This is a genomic window from Actinocrispum sp. NPDC049592 (assembly GCF_040675465.1).
Lineage (GTDB): Bacteria > Actinomycetota > Actinomycetes > Mycobacteriales > Pseudonocardiaceae > Kibdelosporangium.
The window spans coordinates 102,521-121,055 of record NZ_JBFAPA010000021.1 but is presented as its reverse complement, the minus strand read 5'-3'; the positions used below and the strand labels follow the sequence as shown (position 1 = coordinate 121,055).

Below are 18,535 nucleotides of genomic sequence, written 5' to 3'. Positions count from 1 at the left end.
CCGGCTAGAGCCATCGGTTGCGGCGGAAAACCCGGTGCAGGAACAGGCACACCAGCAGGGTGAGCAGGCCCACGGCCGGATACCCGAACTGCCAGTGCAGTTCGGGCATGTACTCGAAGTTCATCCCGTACACACCCGCGACCATCGTGGGGATAGCGATGATCGCGGCCCACGCGGTGATCTTGCGCATGTCGGTGTTCTGCTGCAGCGTGATCTTGGCCAGGGTGGCGTCGACGAGGGTGTTGAGGAGGTCGTCGAACGCCGTGACGCGCTCGGCCACGGTGGTGAGGTGGTCGTCGACATCCCGGAAGTAGGACCGCACCTGTTCGGGGACCAGGGGGGTGTAGCCCTCGGCGAGGCGGCGCAGCGGGTTGGCCAGTGGGGTCACCGCGCGCTTCAGCTCGAGGACCTCGCGCTTCATCAGGTAGATCTGCTCGGAGCTGACCTGGGACCGGGGGGCGAAGATCCGCGCCTCCATGTCCTCGATGTCGTCCTCGAACTTCTCCGACACGTCGAGGTACGAGTCCACCACCTTGTCGGCGATGGCGTGCAGCACCGCGGCCGGGCCGACCTTGAGGCGCTCGGGCTCGTTGTCCAGCTCGGTCCGCAGGGTGGCCAGGCCGGAGTGGTTGCCGTGCCGCACCGTGACGATGAAGTCGTGGCCCAGGAACGCCATCAGCTCGCCGGTCTCGACGATCTCGTTGGTGGTGTCGGGAGAATCGTGCTCGACGAACCGGACTGTCTTGAGCACCATGAAAAGCGTGTCGTCGTAGCGCTCGAGCTTGGGCCGCTGGTGCGCCTGTACCGCGTCCTCCACCGCCAGCTCGTGCAGCCCGAAGGTCTCCGCGATGCCCTTGATCTGCTCGCTGTCCGGCTCGTGCAGGCCGATCCAGACGAACCCCTTGCCGCGCTTGCGAACCTCGGCGATCGCCTCGGCGTGCGTCCACCGCCCGGGCAGCCGCTCACCATCCCGGTACACCCCGCAGTTGACGACATAGGCCGACAGCGGGATCGGGATCGGCGCGGACGTGCGGCGGTCCTTGTTCCCGCGCAGACCGCCGAGCGGACGGAGCGCAGCCATGATGGCCTCCCTGGGTGTCGAGCTTCCGGGCGTGCGACGCGCCGGAGGGGACTTGTGGTCCAGACCTCCGGCCGCAAGCGTCCCGGCCGGTACTCCAGGGGCCTGTCGAAGGAGCTAAAGGGCCCTGCCGGAGGGGACGCTGCTGGTACTCGGTGCGCTATCTGTGCCACTCACGGAACGTCCTCACCTCCCAAGGCCGGGCCTGTGTGAGCGTTGGGTCGCTCACACACCAGTTGCACAGGATACTCCCGGTGCACCCACACTGTCGTCCACGCCCAGCTCCAGCGTTACACGGAGGTAGTTCAAGTGCAGTTCGGCCGGTACTACGAGGAATTCGAGGTTGGCGCTGTCTACAAGCACTGGCCAGGCAAAACGGTCACCGAGTACGACGACCACCTGTTCTGCCTGCTGACGATGAACCACCATCCGCTGCACATGGACGCGCACTACGCGGCGGAGACAACCGACTTCGGCAAGAACGTCGTCGTCGGGAACTACATCTACTCATTGCTGCTGGGCATGTCGGTCCCCGACGTGTCCGGCAAGGCGATCGCTAATCTTGAAGTGGAGTCGCTGAAGCACGTGAAACCGACGTTCCACGGTGACACCATCTATGGCGAGACCGAGGTGCTGGACAAGACGCCGTCGAAGTCCAAGGACGACCGTGGGGTGGTCTACGTGGAGACACGTGGGTACAAACAGGACGGAACAGTCGTGTGTGTCTTTCGTCGCAAGGTGATGGTTCCCAAGCTCTCCTACGGTGAGGCCCGCGGCGGCGAGCAGCCGGGCCGTCCGGAGCCGCACGCCTGATGGCCGCGCTCGAGCTCGCGAAGAAGCGGCTGCGGCACTTCGCCACCGAGGAGGCCGCCGGCATCTCGCCGCTGTACGAGCTGCTGGCCGGCCACGCCGCCGAGGACGACGAGGTAGCGGCCCTGCTCACCGCGGCGCCCGACCAGTTCGCCCACGGCACGCTGTTCTTCACCGCGGCACAGCGCCTGGTGCAGGCTGAGCCGTGGATCGAGCTGGCGAACTACTACCTGACGATGGGCGGCAGTTTCGGCCCGGACGACCGGGTGTGGCCGCTGTTCCGCTCCTTCGTGCTCGAGCGCGCCGGGAAGATGACCGAGCTCATCGCCACCCGGACCACCCAGACCAACGAGGTCCGCCGCGCCACGACCCTGTTCCCGGCGCTGGCGGACGTCGCCAAGCAGGTCAAGGGTCCGATCGGGCTGCTGGAAGTGGGCTGCAGCGGCGGGCTGCTGCTGGGCATCGACCGCTACGGCTTCCGCTACCAGAACGAGGACGGCGAGCAGGTCAACGCCGGCCCGGCGAAGACCCCGTTGGTGCTGACCTGCGCGGTCTCCGGCGCCCCGATGCCGCGGCTGCCGAAGAAGCTGGTGGTCGGCGCCAAGATCGGGCTGGACCGGCGGCCGATCGACCTGGCCGACGAGGAGGAGCTGGCCTGGCTGGAGGCGGGCATCTGGGCCGACCAGCCGGAACGCTCCCGGCGGCTGCGGGTGGCCGCGGAGCTGCAGCGCAAGGACCCGCCCGCGCTGGTCGCGGGCGACGCCGTGGACGACCTGGCCGCGGCGGCCGCGAACGTGCCCGCCGACCTGCCGCTGGTGGTGATCACCAGCCACGTGATGCCCTACCTGCCGGACGAGCGGCGCAAGGCGTTCATCGAGGCGCTGGGTTCACTGGCCGCCCAGCGGCCGCTGTGGTGGGTCACCCAGGACCACTACCGCGGTGCGATGGCCTACCTGGCCCCAGAACGCACGGAGTTCGTGCAGACGCTGGACAGCAGCTGGGGACTGCTCGCGGTCGTCCAGTGGGCCGCTGGGGCCCCTTCCGCCCGCTTCCTGGGACGCACCGGCGCGCACGGGCAAACCCTTGTGTGGCTTTAGATTCATGCGCGGGGAAGCATGTCCCACTCCCGCAATGTGGGAGCCAGTCCAAGTGTGAGCAAATTCGTCCGTTCGAGTGTGGTGAACGCCTCCAGGTCGACCCAGGCGGCGTCCGCGGCGTCGTCGCCCGCGGTCAGCGACCCGCCCGTGACCTGGCACTCGTAGTCGTGGATCTCGTACACCCGGCCGGCCGGGTGACGGTGCCGACCAGACGGCCTACCGTCACCGTCAGTCCGGTTTCCTGGACCAGCTCACGGACCACGGCCTCGCTGTCCGACTCGCCCGGTTCGACCCGTCCGCCCGGGATCGACCAGAGGCCTTTGCCTGGGTCGTGCCCCCGCTGGACCAGCAGGAGACGCCCCTGTGTGTCGTGCATCACCCCACCGACACACCTGATCTTACGAATCTGACCAGTATCCATGAACACGCAGCGTAGCGATCAAGGATTCATCCCACGACCCGCTGGACCAGGTGCGGTACAACTCTCGTCAGCCGACCGCTTAGTGCGGTACAACCTTTTCAACAGGCGCCATTGGGTGCGAAGAAGAGACGGGGTTGGTCATCGTGAACACGAAGAAAATTCTCGTGTTGACCGGAATCGCTTTGCTCGTGTTCTTCCTGGTTACTCAACCGACGCAGTCCGCGGGCATCGTGACGAACATCATCAACACGCTCAAGGACGCGGCGGAGGCGGTCATTTTGTTCGTGCGTAGTGTGTTCAGCGGCTAGGCACGAGATACTGGACACATGTTCGCGCCCAGGGATCCCGACGAGTACCTGCTCGACTCGGAACGACGTGTCATCAGGGTGCGCAGGCACTGGGCCGCCTTAGCGTGGGACATCTTCGAGACGGCGGCGCTGCTGGCCGTCGCCGTGATGGTGTCCTACGTCCTGCCGCCCGGGATGTGGCTCATCCAGAACATCCTCTGGTACGCCGCCTTGATCGTGCTGCTCCGGTTCGCCTACCTGGTCCTTGACTGGTGGGTGGAGCGGATCGTGGTCACGGACAAGCGGTTCATGATGACCACCGGGGTCTTCACCACGAAAGTCCTGATGATGCCCATCGGGAAGGTGACCGACCTCACCTACGAGCGGTCCTGGGTGGGCCGGCTGTTCGGCTACGGCACCATGATCGTGGAGTCGGCCGGCCAGATCCAGGCGCTCAACCGGATCAACTACCTGCCCAAGCCGGAACAGGTCTACGACGCCATCTCCGAGCTGGTGTTCGGCGACAAGAAGGCACAGGCCGAGCGGTTCTCGATGATCAAGGCCCGCAAGGCCGCCCTGGGCAAGAAGGCGAACGGTTAACGATCGGTGAACCCGCATCCAGCATCATTGGATGCGTGGTCATCGACCTGCACACACACTCGTCCGTGTCCGACGGCACCGACACGCCTGCTTCGCTGATGTCCGCCGCGGCCTCGGCCGGCCTCGACGTGATCGCGCTGACCGATCACGACACCACGGCCGGCTGGTCCGAGGCAGCGGCGGCGCTGACGCCCGGGCTCACGTTGGTGCGTGGCGCCGAGCTGTCCTGTACCTCGCCGAACGGCAGGGGCGGGACGGCTACGGTCCACCTCCTGGCGTACCTGTTCGACCCGTTGGCGCCGGCCATCGTGACCGAGCAGTCCCGGCTGCGCGCGGAACGGCGGTCCCGCCTGCTCAAAATGGCCCGCCGGATGGCTGAGGACGGCTATCCGGTGGATCCGGACGCCCTGATGGCCTCGCTGCCGCCCGACTCGCCCGCCGGCCGCCCGCACCTGGCGATGGCGCTGGTGCAGGCCGGCATGGTCGCGACTGTCGACGAGGCGTTCCAGTTCTTCCTGAACTCACGCGGCCGCTACCACGTCAGCCGCCGCGACACCCCCGTGCACACGGCGATCCAGATGGTCGCCGACGCCGGCGGGGTGACGGTGCTGGCGCATGCGTTCGCGCACCACCGCGGGCCGACGGTGACCGCTGAGGTGATCAAGGAGCTGGCCGGTGCGGGGCTGACCGGTCTCGAGGTCGACCACCCCGACCACGACCTGGCCACTCGTACTCAGCTGGGCGCGCTGGCCGACGATCTCGGGCTGGTCCGGACGGGGTCGAGCGACTACCACGGGACGAACAAGACGATCCGGATCGGCCAGGACTCGACGTCCCCGGAGGCCTTCGAGGCCCTCGTCGCCCACACCACCGGCACCCCACTCATCACCGGCTGACCCGCGTGTCCCACATTCGCCGACCCCGTGTCCCACGTTCGCCGACCCTGTGTTCCGCATTCGTCCGCGCGAGCGGAGATTTCGGTATCGGCGAACGTGGGACACGGCGGCGGTGAACGTGGGACACGCGGGGGATCAGGGGTGTTTGGCGGGTTTGAGTTGGTGGAGGGTGTGGCCGGTCGCCAGTTTGAAGAGGCGTTCCGCCCGGGGGTAGCTGAGGCGGGATCGGCCGGTGGTGGGGCAGAGGTCGGCCGCGTCCGGGAGCCGGGCGGGGCCGGGTTTGCGGTCGGCGAGGAACAGCGGGCCGCGCGTGCGGTCGCCGAGCAGCTCCGGAAGGAGCCGTGCGGTGGCCGAACGCCAGCTCACGCCCGATGTCGCGCGGCGATCGTCGAGGTCGAGATCCTCGACGTCGAGGGCGAGCACGGCGGTGACGGCCGCGCCGGACTCGTGCAGCAACAACCACAACGCCTGTTCCCGCAACGGAGCCTGGCTGCAGGCCTCGTCGATCTGCTCGCGCGTCAGGGGTTCCGGTGTGGTCGTGTCCTCGGCGCGCCGCGGGAGGTCCGGTTCGAGGTCGAGACCGGCCCAGGCGAGGTAGGACCGGATCGTGGCCCGATGGCGGTTCCACGTCCGCGCGGCCGCTTTTCCCCAGCTGACCTCGAACACGCCCTCGATCTGGTCTTTGGTCAGGTCTGCCAACGGGATGTCCCCGATCCGGGAACACAGCCGGTTCAGGGTCTGCGCGTAGGACCTTCTCGTGACCGCGTCCAGGGTTTCCAGGTAGTCCTTTGTGGACTCGACGAGCGCTGGTCCGGTCCTCGCCGGGATCGCGGCGGCCCGGCGGAGCAGAAACGCTTGCTCGGCAACGTTCTTGGTCAATGAGGCGGCCCGCGCGAACTCCACCCGTGCTTCGGCGAGCCGTCCCAGCTTCAGCAGCAGGTCACCGCGAACCCCTGGCAGCAGGTGATAGTCCTGCAGGTGCCGGTTCGCCGTCAACGCGTCGACCAGTTCCAGCCCGCTCGCCGGACCATGAGCCATGCCAACGGCCACAGCGCGGTTCAGGTGGACGATCGGTGTCGGCAGCAGCCGGACCAATGCCTGGTACAACGCGGCGATCTGCACCCAGTCGGTGTCCTCCGCGCGTCGGGCTTGGGCGTGGCAGACGGCGATCGCGGCCTGTAAAACGTATGGGCCAGGCGTGCCACCGATCTCGCGTGCTTTCAACATCGCCGTGAACCCGCGGCGGATCAACAGCTGATCCCAGCGGCCGCGGTTCTGTTCGTGCAACTGCACCGGTTCGCCGGACGGGCCGGTTCGCGCCTTCTCTCGCGACGCCTGGATCTCCATCAGGGCAACGAGTCCGTGCACCTCGGCGGACCGTGGCGCGGCGGCGGCGAGCAGCCAGCCCAACCGCCTTGCCTCCAAACACAGTCCGGGGCGCATCAGGTCGTCGCCGGAGGTCGCCGAGTAGCCCTCGTTGAAGATCAGGTAGACCACTTCGAGGACCGAGTTCAGCCGCGCGTCCAGCTCGGACGGGACCTCGAACGGGACGTGCTGCGCGGCGAGCGTCTGCTTGGCCGCCGCGATCCGTTGGGAGACAACGGGTTCCGTGGTCAGGAAGGCGCGCGCGATCTCGGCCGTGGTCAGGCCGCCGAGCAGCCGCAACGTCAAAGCCACCCGGGCCTCCGTCGGGAGGACCGGGTGGCAGGACATGAACATCAGGCGCAGGACGTCGTCGTCTTCGGGCTCCTGCGTGTCCTGGTCGCGGACGAGCTGTTCCTGTTTCTCCTCGAACCGTTGCGCGCGGCGGATGTGGTCGATCGCCCGGCGTTTCGCGATGGCCATGAGCCAGGCGCCCGGGTTGTCCGGCACGCCCGACTCCGGCCACCGCTCCAGCGCCGCCACCAGCGCGTCCTGGGCGAGCTCCTCGGCGAGGCCCACGTCGTGCACCATCCGGGTGAGGCCCGCGATGATCCGGCTGGACTCGAGCTTCCAGACGGCGTCGACAGTGCGGTGGGCGTCCATCCTCAGGGCCCGAACACCTGCTGGATCACGCTCTTGCCGTCACCGACGATCCGCCGGAACCGCCGGCCCAGCTCGATCGCCTCCTCCTTCGAGCGGACCTCGACCAGGGCGAACCCGGCCACGGCCTCCTTGGCCTCGGCGAACGGGCCGTCCGTGACGGTGATCTCGTCGCCCGAAGAGGTGATCTCGATGCCGTTCGGGTCGAGACCGCCGGTGGCCAGCAGCACCCCCGCGGTGGTCATCTCCTCGATGAACTTGCCCATCTCGACGTACAGGTTGTCGTCCGGCGCGTAGTCGCTGGCCATCGACATCATCAGGTAGCGCATCGCTGTCTCCTCTGGTTCCCGGTCTGGGTGGTTGCGCCAACGCGTCGAACAAGCCGATGTGACAGGGAACGCATCCATTCCCTGTCAGATTACCCGGACGACGTGATGGCGAGAACCGAATCCACGCAGAACCCCAGAAGGGCAGAGACCATGACCGCCATCGCCAACACCCCCAGCACCGCTCCCACCAGCACCTCCCGCTCCGCTGCCCCGGCCGCCACCGACAGCGCCGCTGCTCCCACCACCACCCGCCCGGCGGCTTCCGGCGCGGCGGGGCGCACCTGGCCCGCGACCCGTGCCCTCCTTGCCTGCGGCGCGGTCGCTTCGCCGCTGTGGGCGGCTGTTTCCCTTGCCCAGGCCGCCGTCCGGCCCGGGTTCGACCTCACCCAGCAGCCGCTGAGCGCGTTGAGCATCGGCCCGTCCGGGTGGATCCAGGTCCTGAACTTCGTGGTCGCCGGGGTGCTCACGATCCTCGGTTCCGTGGGGTTGCGGCGGGCGATCGGCGGGTGGGCGCCGCGGCTGCTGGCGGTCAACGGCGCCGGGATGGTCGCGGCCGGGTTCTTCGTGATGGACCCGTTCGGCGCGCCGCTGACGTGGCACAGCTACGGCCACATGGCCGCCGGGACGATCTCGTTCGGCACCCTGATCGCCGCCTGCTACGTGCTGGGCCGCCGGTACCGCAAGGCCGGTGACCGGCGGAAGGCCGTCGCCTCGCGGGTGGCCGGGACGGCGTTGCTGGTGGGCGACCTCTATGCGATGAGCGGCAGCCCCGCGGGTTCGCTGGCGCTGGCCGCCGGCGCGATCGCCGCGATGCTGTGGGTGTCGTTTGTCGCAGCTGAGCACCGCTGAAGTGCGTCCCACGGGTCTGTCCTGTTTGGATGGGCCCGTGGCGCTCACCGACTTGTTCGACCCGCGGATGTTCACCGCGACGACCATCACCCTGGTGGTGATCATGGACCCGCCGGGCACCATCCCGGTGTTCCTCAGCCTGGTCGGGCGCAAACCGAGACTGGCACGGGCGAGGGCGGCACGACAGGCCGTCCTCGTCTCGCTCGCTGTCATCACCCTGTTCGCCGTTGGCGGGCAAGCGATCTTGGCCTACCTGCACATCGGAATCCCGGCGCTGCAAGGCGCGGGCGGGTTGTTGTTGCTGCTCATCGCGTTGGACCTGCTGACCGGGCGGGGGACGACCGAGCCCGAGGTGGTCGAGGACGTCAACGTCGCCTTGGTGCCGCTGGGAACCCCGTTGCTGGCCGGACCTGGTGCGATCGCGGCCACCATCGTGTTCGTCCGTCAGGCGGACGGCCGTACTGGAGCCTATGTGGCTTTGGGTGCGGCCATTCTGGCTGTGCACTTCCTGTTGTGGATCTGCCTGCGGTTCAGTGGTGTGGTCATCCGCTTGATCAAGGAGTCCGGGATCGTCCTGCTCGCCAAGATCGCTGGTCTGTTGCTCGCGGCGATAGCCGTGCAGCTGCTGGCGGACTCGGTGCGCGGCTTTGTCGGTGGGTCCGGGTAACTTGGTGTTCGTGCAAGGGCAGCTTGGCTTCGACAGCATGCCGAAGAAGCTTGTGCGGGTGACCCCGTCCAAGCTCGCGACGTGGGCGGACTGCCCGCGCCGCTATCGGATGACGTACGTGGACCGCCCGACGCTCCCGCGTGGCGGCGCGTATGCCCACAGCACCCTGGGTGCCGTGGTGCACAACGCGTTGCGCGCGTTCTTCGACTTACCGCTGGCGAAGCGCACCCCCGAGGCGGGGGCGGCGCTCGTGACCACGCACTGGAAGGACGACGGGTTCGCCGACGCCGAGCAGGCCGCCGTCTTCCGTTCGCGCGCCCAGGGCTGGGTCTCGGACTACCTCGCGTCCACCGACGTGTCCATCGACCCGGTCGGCCTGGAGCGCTGGGTGTCCGCGCCCGCGGGCACGATCGTGGCCGAGGGCCGGGTCGACCGCATCGACGACCGCGACGGCGAGCTGGTCATCGTCGACTACAAGACCGGCCGCTCGGTGCTGACCACCGACGACGCGCGCGGTTCGCAGGCGCTGGCGATGTACTGCATCGCGACCACCCGCACGTTGCGCCGCGCGTGCCGCAAGGTCGAGCTGCACCACCTGCCGTCCGGCACCGTCGCGGAGTGGGAGCACACCGACGAGTCCCTCGCCCGCCACCAGGCGCGTGCCGAGGAGGCCGCCGACGAGCTCCAGCTGGCCACCGACACGTTCCAGGCCGGCGGGGACCCCGAGGTGCTGTTCCCACCCCAGGTCGGCCGGCAGTGCGCGTGGTGCGACTTCCGCCGTCACTGCCCCGAAGGCCAGGCCGCCGGCCCACCCATCACCCCCTGGGGGTTGCTTCCGCAGTGAGGCCACCCCACGACCCCCACCACCACCCCGACGAGTTCGCCACCACCGAACTCCCACCCACCCCCGCGCCCACACCCCCGGAAACCACCCCGCTCGCCAAGGCCGCCGGTGAGCCACCTGTTGCGCCGCAAGCAAAAGGCGGCTGGCCTTCGGCTGAAGCCGCTGAAGGCGGCGGGCGCTCGAGTGCGGGGCGGGAGCGGCCGGAATCGAGGGCTGCCCGGCCCGCAGCTGATGGCGACAAGCGGTGGGGTGCTGGGCGGGAGGCGAGAGCTGCCCGGCCCTCAGTCGAGCGTGCCGGTGCCGACGGGGGAGACCGCTCGGATGCCGGACGAGAGCCAATGGCTGCCCGGCCTTCGGCGGCGCGGATCTCTGCTGAGGGCAGGACCGTGGACCTGCCTGGCCGGGGTTCCGGGGGCGCGGCGGGTGCTGGTGAGGCGGCGACTATAGGTCTGCCGGGGCAGGCAGGTGGTCGTGGGCGCGCGGCTGCTGACGCTGGCCGGACGGATCGGGACACTGCCGAGGGGCCTGAGCGGCGAGGTGCTGAGACGGAAGCCAGGGGCGCCTGGCCTTCGGCGGAGCCGGTCGCTGCTGATGAGGGCGAGCGGTCAAGTGCTGAGCGGAGGGCGAGAGGTGCCCGGCCTTCGGCAGCCCGTGCCTCCGCTGAGGGCAGGACGGTGGGTCTCCCTGGCCGGGTTGCTGGGGGTGCGGATCGGGGTGCGGCGGGTTCTGGTGAGGCGGCGACCGTAGGTCTGCCGGGGCAGGCGGGTGGTGGGCGCGCGGCTGCTGAGGCTGGCGGGGTGGATCGCGACGGCTCGGAGCGGCGAGATGCCGAAAGGGGCGCTCGGCGGTCGGCGGCGCGGATCTCTGCTGAGGGCAAGACTGTGAGCCTGCCTGGGCGCGGTTCCAGCGGCAGCGATCGGGACGCGGCGGGTTCCGCTCAGGGGACGACCGTGAGTCTGCCTGGACAGGCGGGTGGGCGTGCGGCGGCGGAGGCTGATCGGGCTGCGGGAGGCGCTGCGGAGGGTGCAACGGTGAATTTGCCTGAGGGTGGGCAGAGGGTGGCCTGGCCCGCGGCGGACAAGCAGCCTTTTGCCGGTGCGCAGCCGGGCGCCGACAACTCGGCGACCGTTCCCTTCCCCGAGCACAAGTCGGCGAGCGCTGCTCCGGAACCTCCCAAGCGGTCAGGGTTCTGGCGTGAGCTGGCCGGGGCGATGGCCGCGGGGGTGGTGATCCTCGCGGCGGTTGTGCTTGTGCTGGAAGTGATTTCGTGGTCGCGCGGGGTGCCCGGGCTGGGCGTTGTGGTGCTTGTCGGGCATGTGGTGGGGGCGGGGCTGGCTGTTTTCGCCCAGCGGCAGGTCGACCGGCGCACGGGGAGGGGTGCGTTGGTGGCTGGGCTGGGCGTCGGGGCTGTGGTTGTTGGGCTGCTGGTGTTGTTCTGGTGGACCTAAAGCCAGCTTCGCCAGGTGGGCAACAGGACGCTGAGCAGCGCCTGGGGGTTCTCGGTCGGGGGTGAGTGGCGGGCGTCGGGGATGACCGCGAAGTCGGCGTCGAGGCGTTCGGCCATGTCGCGTTGCGTGGAAACCGGCCAGGCGTCGTCCTCGGCACCGCACGCGACCAGGCAAGGCGCGCCAAGCGTCTCCAACCGGCGGCCCAGCGGCTCGACGAGATCCGGTTCGGACCGCAACCCCATCGCCATCCCCACCAAGGACTCCTGGCTGGTCAACCGGAACCGGTCCCGGTAGAAGTCCTTCAACGCGTCGGGCTGCGCCGCCCACACCGGGTTCTGCCGCTCCATCAGGTCCCGCATCTGCACCAACGCGGGCAGCCCGTGGGTCTGCAGCACCTGCTCGGCCAGGTCGAGCATCTGCCGCCGAGGCCCGGCCGGCAGCTCACTCGGCCCGGAACTCAACAAAGTCAGCCCCCGAACCGGAGCACCGGCGAGCACAGCAGCCCGCGAAACCAAGCCACCGTAAGAATGCCCAAGCAGCACAACAGGTCGGCCATCCGCGGCCAGCTTGCCGATCAGCTCGGACACCACAGCACCCAGCGGCGTCGGCAGATACGCGTCGGGATCCGGCGGCCCGCCCGCCCCGAACTGGCCGGGCAGGTCAATGGCGATCGGCTCCAGACCGGCGTCCGCGATGGGGTCCAGCAGTGGCGCGAAGTCCTCTTTGGACCCCGTGTAACCCGGTACCAGCAGGATGATCGGAGCATCAGCCGACGCCGGGCACCGCAACGCGGGCACCGAGCCGTACCGGCCGGTCAGCTCGACGCGCGTCGCCCGGCAGGGGGTGAGCTGGTACAGGTTCATCGCAGTGCCACCAAGGTCGAGCCGCGCTGTTCCAGGAGGATCGGGCCGACCACCGCGGACTGCACCGGCCCGGTGTAACCCTGGCGGTTCACCGGCGCGGTCGCCACCCGGGCACCGGTGTTCTGGTCGATCACCGCGATCGCGTCCTTGACCGGCACCAGCAGGTACCCGGCCATCACCGCGCCCGGCCCGAGCGTGTCGTCGACCGTCCACATCGGATGCAGATCCGTCAGTGACAGCGCGATCGTCTTGCTGCCGGTGAACCAGAACAGCGCGGCGGTGCCCTTGGTGGACCACACCGCCTCGCCCGGCGGGTCGCCCTTGAAGTCCGTGTCCGGTACCGAGACCGGGTAGGAGGCGACCGGTTTGCCGGTGGCGTCGAACACCTCGATCCGCGACGGGTTCGGCTCGGCGACCGCGACGTACTTCGGGCAGGTGTCCCCGCAGTCCGTGCGCGGCTCGGTGACCGCGAGAATGCGGGAACCGGTGGTGCCCAACGGAATGCTGAAGTCGACCTGTGGGCTGTCGCTGTCCTTCGCGGTCGGCTTGTAGACCGACAGCCGGTCGTTGTCGAACACCGTCGGGTCCGTCTTGGACGGGCACCGCTCGATCACACCGATCCGCCCGGACGCCACCGCGACGGACCCGTAGTTGCAGTCCGGCCGCGGCTGCTTGCCGGGGTTCACCGGGTCCGGGACGCTGCCGTACTCCATGGTGAGCACCATGTCGCTGCGCCACGTGTTGATCAGCCGCTTGCCGGTCGCGGTCATGTGCGTGCCGTCGAACAACAGCCGCGTGCCCAGCTCGGCGTCGCCGTTGCGCTGGCGGTCGCGCTCGCCGCTGCCGCTCTTCAGCGTGGTGACCTCGCTGCAGTTCCCGTCCTTGTAGCGAGCGCCGTCCGGAAGGTCCGTCTCGGTCCGCCGGTACACGGCGACGGCATCCTGCCACCCGGTCGAAACCGTGCACAACGGGATGTTCCGGGCATAACGCCACCGCTGCTCACCGGTCAGCGCGTCGCGGCCGATGACCTCGTTGCCGTTGCCGGTCACGACCGTCCCACCGGCGACGACGGGCACTGGCGTGGCCCCGCTCTCCGCCCGCCAAGTCTCACCGAACGTCGGCGGCAGCGTGGCCGGTTCCGCGGGCACCTCGACGATGCCGTCGGGTGCGGTCTGCGAGGTGGTCGCCGCGATGTCGCTGGACGTGCCGATCAGCACGCCCCCGGCCACGACGACCACGACCAGCACGACGACCGCGATGAAGTCCCGAGGCCGGTGGAACGACGTCCTCGGGCCCCGGCGGGGCTCCTCGGGCACCGGTCCGTCGAGAACGTCCTCCGACGGCGACGGTGGCGCGTCCGGCTCGTGCCCGTCCGACTCCGGCACGCCGTTCCTCCTAGCTCGCGGTACCTCAGTGCCTCAAACGTACTCAGGAGCCGTCGGCGGTGTCCGGCGATACCTCGACCCCACTGCGGCGCCGACGGCGGCGACGCGGCCCATCGGCCGTGTCGGACGCCTTGTCCTCGGCGGGTGCCGCGGCGGCGGTAGCAGTGGCCGGAGCCTCCTCGGGAGCCGTGCCGGTCACCTCGACGCCCGCACGACGGCGGCGCCGCGCGCGAGTCCGGCGGGGCCGCTCCTCGTCGTCCGACGGCGGCGCCTCGACGGTCGCGGGCTTGGACGACCCCGACGACGTGCGCTTGCGCGCCCCGCCAGCGCGGCGGCGGCGCTTGTTGCGCCCGCCGGACAGGTCCTCCTCCGGCTCGGCGTCCAGGCCGGCGCGGGTGCGCTGCTCCTCCGGCAGCCCGCCGGTCGAGTCCGCCGGGATGCCCAGGTCGGCGAACAGGTGATCGGACGTCGAGTACGTCTCCACCGGCTCGGGTTTGCCCAGGTTGAGGGCATCGCTGATGGACTTCCAGCGGTACTCCTCGTCCCAGTCGACGAGCGTGATCGCGACGCCTTCACGGCCCGCGCGGCCGGTGCGGCCGATCCGGTGCACGTAGGTCTTCTCGTCCTCCGGGCACTGGAAGTTGATCACGTGCGTGACGTCGTCGATGTCGATGCCACGGGCCGCCACGTCGGTGGCCACCAGCACGTCCACCTTGCCGGAGCGGAACGCGCGCAGCGCCTGCTCACGGGCGCCCTGACCCAGATCGCCGTGCACCGCGGCGGCGGCGAACCCGCGCTCGGTCAGCTCGTCGGAGATCTTCTGCGCGGTGCGCTTGGTCCGGGCGAAGATCATCGACAGGCCACGGCCCTCGGACTGCAACGCGCGGGCGATGATCTCGATCTTGTCCAGCGAGTGCGCCCGGTAGACGAACTGCTTGGTGCGCTCGTGGATGGCGCCGACGTCGTTCTCCTCGGCGCGGATGTGCGTCGGCTGGCGCAGGAACGTGCGGGCCAGGGTGATGATCGGGCCCGGCATGGTCGCCGAGAACAGCATGGTCTGCCGCTGCTCGGGCACCATGCCGAGGATCCGCTCGATGTCGGGCAGGAAGCCCAGGTCGAGCATCTCGTCGGCCTCGTCCAGCACCAGGCCGCGGACCTTGCCGAGCACCAGGTGGCGCTGCTCGGCCAGGTCGAGCAGGCGGCCCGGGGTGCCCACGACGATGTCCACGCCCTTGCGCAACGCGGAGATCTGCTGCTCGTACGGGCGGCCGCCGTAGATCGCCAGGATCCGCACGCCAAGGTGCTTGCCCGCGTCGGTGAGGTCGTGGGTGACCTGGAGACAAAGCTCACGTGTGGGCACCACCACGAGGACCTGCGGGGTGCCGTCACCCGGGGTCTGCACGCGGTGCAGCAGCGGCACGCCGAACCCGAGGGTCTTGCCGGTGCCGGTGCGCGCCTGGCCGATGATGTCCTCGCCGGCCATGGCCAGTGGCAACGTGAGTTCCTGGATCGCGAAGGTGCGCTCGATGCCGGCCGCCGTCAGCGCCCTGACGATCTCCTCCTTGACGCCGAACTCGGCGAAGGTGGGGGAGTCGCCGCGGACCGGCGCGCCGGCCTTCAGCGGGTGGGACGTGTCCAGATCGGGGACCCCGGCCTCGCTGTGCTCCAGCGCTACTGGGTCCAAAGTGTTCGGTTGATTGTGGTCGCTTTCCGTCAAGCTCAGGGTGATCGCCTCTCTCTAGACCAGTGCGCACTGCCCCTGGTACAGGGCCGCTCGACCGCTGCCTTGGTGGGCGCGGGAGGGCCGCGAGCGTGCACACACCCTCCACGTGACCGGCCGTTTCGGACGTGCCGTCACGTCTCTTGCAGTGTCGCCTCACAGCGCTAGGTACGCCGGGCGTCACGCCGAGTCTACCTGGGGTGTAGTACAGATACGCTCACCGCCATGAGCGAGGCTGAATCGGTGGCGGAGCCGGTCGTGCTGAGGGACGGGGTCGTCGACCTGCTGGGCGTGCTGGCCTACGGCGAGCTGTCGGCGTTCGACCGGCTGGCGGAGGACGCGCGCGGGGCCCCCACGCTGGCCGGGCGCGCCGCACTGTCGGAGATGGCCGCGGCGGAGATCGGGCATTTCGCCAAGATCGAGCGGTACCTGCTCGCGCACGGGATCGCGCCGCAGGACGCGATGGACCCGTTCGTCCGGCACTTCGAGGCGTTCCACGCCTCCACCCCGCCGCGCAGCTGGCACGAGTCGATCGTGAAGGCCTACGTGTTCGACGGGCTCGCGGCGGACCTCTACAGCCAGCTCGCTCACTGGCTGGACGAGTCGACCAAGCAGCTGGTGCTCGATGTGCTCGCCGACACGGGGCACTCGGCGTTCGCTGAGCGCGAAGTCAAGACCGCCTGCGAGGCCGACCGCGTGCTGCGCGACCGGCTCACGCTGTGGGCACGCAGGCTGCTCGGCGAAGGATTGACGCAGGCCCAGTACATCGTGGCCGAACGCGACGGCCTCACCGAGCTGATCCTGACCGGCTCGGGCGACCTCGCCGGAATCGCGGCGCTGTTCCGGCGGTTGCAACAGGCGCACGGCAAACGGATGACAGCCCTCGGACTCGGATAGTGTTCAACCGGTAACGAGCGCATTTTCGTGTGGAGGTCAGCGTGGAGGTCAAGATCGGCGTGGTGGACAGCCCCAGGGAGCTGACCATCACGAGCAACCTGACGCCGGACGAGGTCGAGGCGTTGGTGGCCGACGCGTTGAAGAACCCCTCGGGCCAGCTGACGCTGGTGGACGACAAGGGCCGCCGCTACATCGTCCCGGCCGGCCGCGTCGCCTACGTGGAGATCGGCACCGCCGACACCCGCAAGGTCGGGTTCTCAGTCAAGTCCTGACACCCAACGGTGTGAAAGCCGTGCGAACCCCGGTTCGCACGGCTTCTTTCACCTGTCTTCAGGCCTGAGTGTCCAGGGTGAAGGGTGGGCGGCTGGTACCGGTGATCCGGTAGCGGTTCCAGGGGTCTGGGTCGGACAGTTCGCCGGTGGCCTCGCCCTGGGGTGTGGTGAGGTGCGCGGGGGATTTCTTGCCCGCGAGGAGGTCGGTCAGTTCCTGGTGGGGGGCTACGCGGCCGTACCAGTGGTAGTAGCCGTCGATGGGCTGGAAGTGGCCGCGAAGGGACACGTCCACCGTGAGGGACGCGTCGCCGATCGTCAGGGTCGCGGGGCCGGTGTAGCCCTCTTCGCCTTCGTCCATGGTCACTGCACCCTCCTCAGCTGGACCACTTTGTTCACTTCGAACGGTTTGTCCGGGGATATCTGCAGGCCGTGCTGGCGCAGGAACCCGTCGATCGCCGCCCAGATGATCGTGGTGAGGTACTCCACGATCGCGTCGCGGCTCATCGACCGGCGCTCCAGCCACCACTCGCCGGTGGTCTGCACCATGCCCACGATCGAGTACGCCCACGGTTCGGCCGCGCCCGAGTCGAGACCGAGTGTGCGCATGTAGTCGCCCAACAGGCTGGTGAGGGCCGCCGCGATCATCTCTTTGTCGTCGCGGACCGGGTCGGCGTCGACCGGACGGTCACCGAACGAGCGGCGGGCCAGCAGCCGGTACAGGTTCGGGTAGTCCTCGATCACGCTGAAGAACGCGTCCAGCGACTTGCGGATCCGCGGGACCGGCGCCTCCTCGTTGTTGATCGCCGGGATCAGCCGCTCGAACAGGATCTCGGTGCCGCGCTGGCCCAGGGCAACGAACAGGTCGGCCTTGTCGGTGAAATGCCGGTACAGCACCGGTTTGGTCACCCCGGCGGCCTGTGCGACGTCCTCCATCGCCAGGTCGGGCCCGTGCTGGTCGAGCACCCGCAACGCGGCCTCGACGAACTCGGCCCGCCGCGCCGCCCGGTGCTCACGCCACCGCTCGCGCCGCGCGTCCTTGACACCTTCGCCCATGGCGGAGCATGCTACCAGAAGTAACTGTTACTTCGGGTTACACATGGAGGAGGCGTTCCATGAGCCGCGCACTGAAGAGTGCAGACCGCGAGAAGACGGCCGAACGGCTGCTGAACTCCTCGGCGGACAAGTTCTACGACCCCGAGGTGGACATCGACTGGAACGCGCCGCTGGCCGAGGGGCTGCCCTACACGCCGGAACACCGGATCTCCTTGTACGGCACCGAACTCTGGGACCGGATGACGCCGGAACAACGCATCGAGCTCGGCAAGCACGAGGTCGCCTCGGTGGCCAGCAACGGCATCTGGTTCGAGGTGCTGCTGATGCAGATGCTGCTCAAGGAGGTCTACAGGACCGACCCGACCTCCCGGCACGCCCAGTACGCGCTGACCGAGATCGCCGACGAGTGCCGGCACTCGACGATGTTCGCGCGGGCCATCGAGAAGGTCGGCGTGCCCGCGTACGGGCCGCCGAAGATCCTGCACCGGCTCGGCCGGATGCTGCCGGTGATCGGCTACGGGCCCGCTCTGTACGGGTCGATCCTGGTCGCCGAGGAGATCCTGGACCGCATCCAGCGCGAGTCCATGGCCGACCCCCAGGTCCAGCCGCTGGTCCGGATGGTCAACCGGATCCACGTGCTCGAGGAGGCCCGGCACGTCACCTTCGCCCGCGAGGAGGTCGTGCGCGGTATGGCCAAGTTGCGCAAATGGGAGCTGCCCTACCAGCGGCTGCTGATCGCGCTGGTGTCGTACGCGATCACCCGCAGCCTGATCAACCCGCGGGTCTACTCGGCGGTCGGGCTCGACCGGGCCGAGGCGATGCGCGCGGCCGCGGGCAACCCGCACTTCCACGAAACGCTGAAATGGTCCGGCGAGCGGATCATGAAGTTCCTCGGCGAGGCCGGGCTGGTTGGCGCGCCGGGAATGCGGTGGTGGAAGGCCGCTCACCTTATCTAGAACCGGCCATTCGGCAGACGTGAACCGGAACATTCCTTCGG

20 protein-coding genes and 1 pseudogene are annotated in these 18,535 nt (G+C 69.1%); 12 read left to right on the top strand and 9 right to left on the bottom strand.

Annotation, left to right across the window (positions count from 1 at the left end):
- Positions 1 to 4: 4 nt before the first annotated feature.
- Positions 5 to 1,081 (bottom strand): magnesium/cobalt transporter CorA, encoded by a 1,077-nt coding sequence (corA, locus tag AB0J95_RS40790; RefSeq protein ID WP_364770410.1) that lies wholly within the window; start codon positions 1,079 to 1,081, stop codon positions 5 to 7.
- A 306-nt stretch (positions 1,082 to 1,387) separates the two neighbouring features.
- On the opposite strand from corA, the gene AB0J95_RS40785 reads away from it, so the two are divergent.
- Both AB0J95_RS40785 and AB0J95_RS40780 read left to right on the top strand, forming a co-directional pair.
- Complete coding sequence (locus AB0J95_RS40785) at positions 1,388 to 1,891, top strand: MaoC family dehydratase (RefSeq protein ID WP_364770408.1); 504 nt, start codon at positions 1,388 to 1,390, stop codon at positions 1,889 to 1,891.
- A complete protein-coding gene (locus AB0J95_RS40780; RefSeq protein WP_364770406.1) occupies positions 1,891 to 2,985 on the top strand; it encodes a DUF2332 domain-containing protein in 1,095 nt (364 codons plus the stop codon). Before AB0J95_RS40785 ends, AB0J95_RS40780 begins: the two co-directional genes overlap by 1 nt.
- A 2-nt stretch (positions 2,986 to 2,987) precedes the next feature.
- Here the strand turns inward: AB0J95_RS40780 and AB0J95_RS40775 are convergent.
- Positions 2,988 to 3,406, bottom strand: a pseudogene (locus AB0J95_RS40775) (NUDIX domain-containing protein).
- Between the two features lie 143 nt (positions 3,407 to 3,549).
- On the opposite strand from AB0J95_RS40775, the gene AB0J95_RS40770 reads away from it, so the two are divergent.
- The 3 genes from AB0J95_RS40770 to AB0J95_RS40760 are packed head-to-tail and all read left to right on the top strand — an operon-like array spanning position 3,550 to position 5,189.
- Positions 3,550 to 3,714, top strand: a complete 165-nt coding sequence (locus AB0J95_RS40770; RefSeq protein WP_364770404.1) for a hypothetical protein — start codon at positions 3,550 to 3,552, stop codon at positions 3,712 to 3,714.
- Between the two features lie 18 nt (positions 3,715 to 3,732).
- Positions 3,733 to 4,293 (top strand): PH domain-containing protein, encoded by a 561-nt coding sequence (locus tag AB0J95_RS40765; RefSeq protein ID WP_364770402.1) that lies wholly within the window; start codon positions 3,733 to 3,735, stop codon positions 4,291 to 4,293.
- Between the two features lie 26 nt (positions 4,294 to 4,319).
- Positions 4,320 to 5,189, top strand: a complete 870-nt coding sequence (locus tag AB0J95_RS40760; protein ID WP_364770696.1) for a PHP domain-containing protein — start codon at positions 4,320 to 4,322, stop codon at positions 5,187 to 5,189.
- Positions 5,190 to 5,324: 135 nt separating this feature from the next.
- Here the strand turns inward: AB0J95_RS40760 and AB0J95_RS40755 are convergent, their stop codons facing one another.
- Together AB0J95_RS40755 and AB0J95_RS40750 are read right to left on the bottom strand one after the other, a co-directional pair.
- Entirely contained in the window at positions 5,325 to 7,214 is a 1,890-nt protein-coding gene (locus tag AB0J95_RS40755; RefSeq protein WP_364770400.1) for an RNA polymerase sigma factor, read from the bottom strand.
- 2 nt (positions 7,215 to 7,216) lie between these two features.
- The gene (locus AB0J95_RS40750; RefSeq protein WP_364770398.1) at positions 7,217 to 7,540 is read right to left on the bottom strand and encodes a YciI family protein; all 324 of its coding nucleotides are present in this window, start codon (positions 7,538 to 7,540) and stop codon (positions 7,217 to 7,219) included.
- A 150-nt stretch (positions 7,541 to 7,690) separates the two neighbouring features.
- Between AB0J95_RS40750 and AB0J95_RS40745 the strand changes: the two genes are divergently transcribed.
- From AB0J95_RS40745 to AB0J95_RS40730, 4 genes are all read left to right on the top strand, one after another.
- Complete coding sequence (locus AB0J95_RS40745) at positions 7,691 to 8,389, top strand: DUF998 domain-containing protein (protein WP_364770396.1); 699 nt, start codon at positions 7,691 to 7,693, stop codon at positions 8,387 to 8,389.
- Between the two features lie 67 nt (positions 8,390 to 8,456).
- Positions 8,457 to 9,056 (top strand): MarC family protein, encoded by a 600-nt coding sequence (locus AB0J95_RS40740; RefSeq protein WP_364770694.1) that lies wholly within the window; start codon positions 8,457 to 8,459, stop codon positions 9,054 to 9,056.
- A gap of 10 nt (positions 9,057 to 9,066) precedes the next feature.
- Entirely contained in the window at positions 9,067 to 9,900 is an 834-nt protein-coding gene (locus tag AB0J95_RS40735; RefSeq protein WP_364770395.1) for a PD-(D/E)XK nuclease family protein, read from the top strand.
- Positions 9,901 to 10,958: 1,058 nt separating this feature from the next.
- Positions 10,959 to 11,348 carry a hypothetical protein gene (locus AB0J95_RS40730; protein ID WP_364770393.1) on the top strand — a complete coding sequence of 130 codons (390 nt, stop codon included), beginning with the start codon at positions 10,959 to 10,961 and terminating at the stop codon, positions 11,346 to 11,348.
- Here AB0J95_RS40730 and AB0J95_RS40725 read toward each other — a convergent pair.
- From AB0J95_RS40725 to AB0J95_RS40715, 3 genes are read right to left on the bottom strand one after another with little or no spacing between them, the layout of a single operon-like run.
- Complete coding sequence (locus tag AB0J95_RS40725; RefSeq protein ID WP_364770391.1) at positions 11,345 to 12,211, bottom strand: alpha/beta hydrolase; 867 nt, start codon at positions 12,209 to 12,211, stop codon at positions 11,345 to 11,347. The two genes, AB0J95_RS40730 and AB0J95_RS40725, sit on opposite strands and share 4 nt — an antisense overlap.
- A complete protein-coding gene (locus tag AB0J95_RS40720) occupies positions 12,208 to 13,596 on the bottom strand; it encodes a hypothetical protein (RefSeq protein ID WP_364770389.1) in 1,389 nt (462 codons plus the stop codon). The genes AB0J95_RS40725 and AB0J95_RS40720 overlap by 4 nt, the downstream gene beginning before the upstream one ends.
- Positions 13,597 to 13,639: 43 nt before the next feature.
- Entirely contained in the window at positions 13,640 to 15,280 is a 1,641-nt protein-coding gene (locus tag AB0J95_RS40715) for a DEAD/DEAH box helicase (RefSeq protein ID WP_364770387.1), read from the bottom strand.
- A 261-nt stretch (positions 15,281 to 15,541) separates the two neighbouring features.
- On the opposite strand from AB0J95_RS40715, the gene AB0J95_RS40710 reads away from it, so the two are divergent.
- A complete protein-coding gene (locus AB0J95_RS40710) occupies positions 15,542 to 16,213 on the top strand; it encodes a ferritin-like fold-containing protein (protein ID WP_364770385.1) in 672 nt (223 codons plus the stop codon).
- A gap of 41 nt (positions 16,214 to 16,254) precedes the next feature.
- Positions 16,255 to 16,485, top strand: a complete 231-nt coding sequence (locus AB0J95_RS40705) for a DUF3107 domain-containing protein (protein ID WP_364770384.1) — start codon at positions 16,255 to 16,257, stop codon at positions 16,483 to 16,485.
- Positions 16,486 to 16,543: 58 nt separating this feature from the next.
- On the opposite strand, the gene AB0J95_RS40700 is transcribed toward AB0J95_RS40705, so the two are convergent.
- Entirely contained in the window at positions 16,544 to 16,843 is a 300-nt protein-coding gene (locus AB0J95_RS40700; protein ID WP_364770693.1) for a DUF4873 domain-containing protein, read from the bottom strand.
- Positions 16,844 to 16,845: 2 nt separating this feature from the next.
- Positions 16,846 to 17,538 carry a TetR/AcrR family transcriptional regulator gene (locus AB0J95_RS40695; protein WP_364770382.1) on the bottom strand — a complete coding sequence of 231 codons (693 nt, stop codon included), beginning with the start codon at positions 17,536 to 17,538 and terminating at the stop codon, positions 16,846 to 16,848.
- 59 nt (positions 17,539 to 17,597) lie between these two features.
- Between AB0J95_RS40695 and AB0J95_RS40690 the strand changes: the two genes are divergently transcribed.
- On the top strand, positions 17,598 to 18,494 hold the full coding sequence (locus tag AB0J95_RS40690) for a diiron oxygenase (protein WP_364770380.1): 897 nt from the start codon (positions 17,598 to 17,600) through the stop codon (positions 18,492 to 18,494).
- Positions 18,495 to 18,535: the final 41 nt, after the last annotated feature.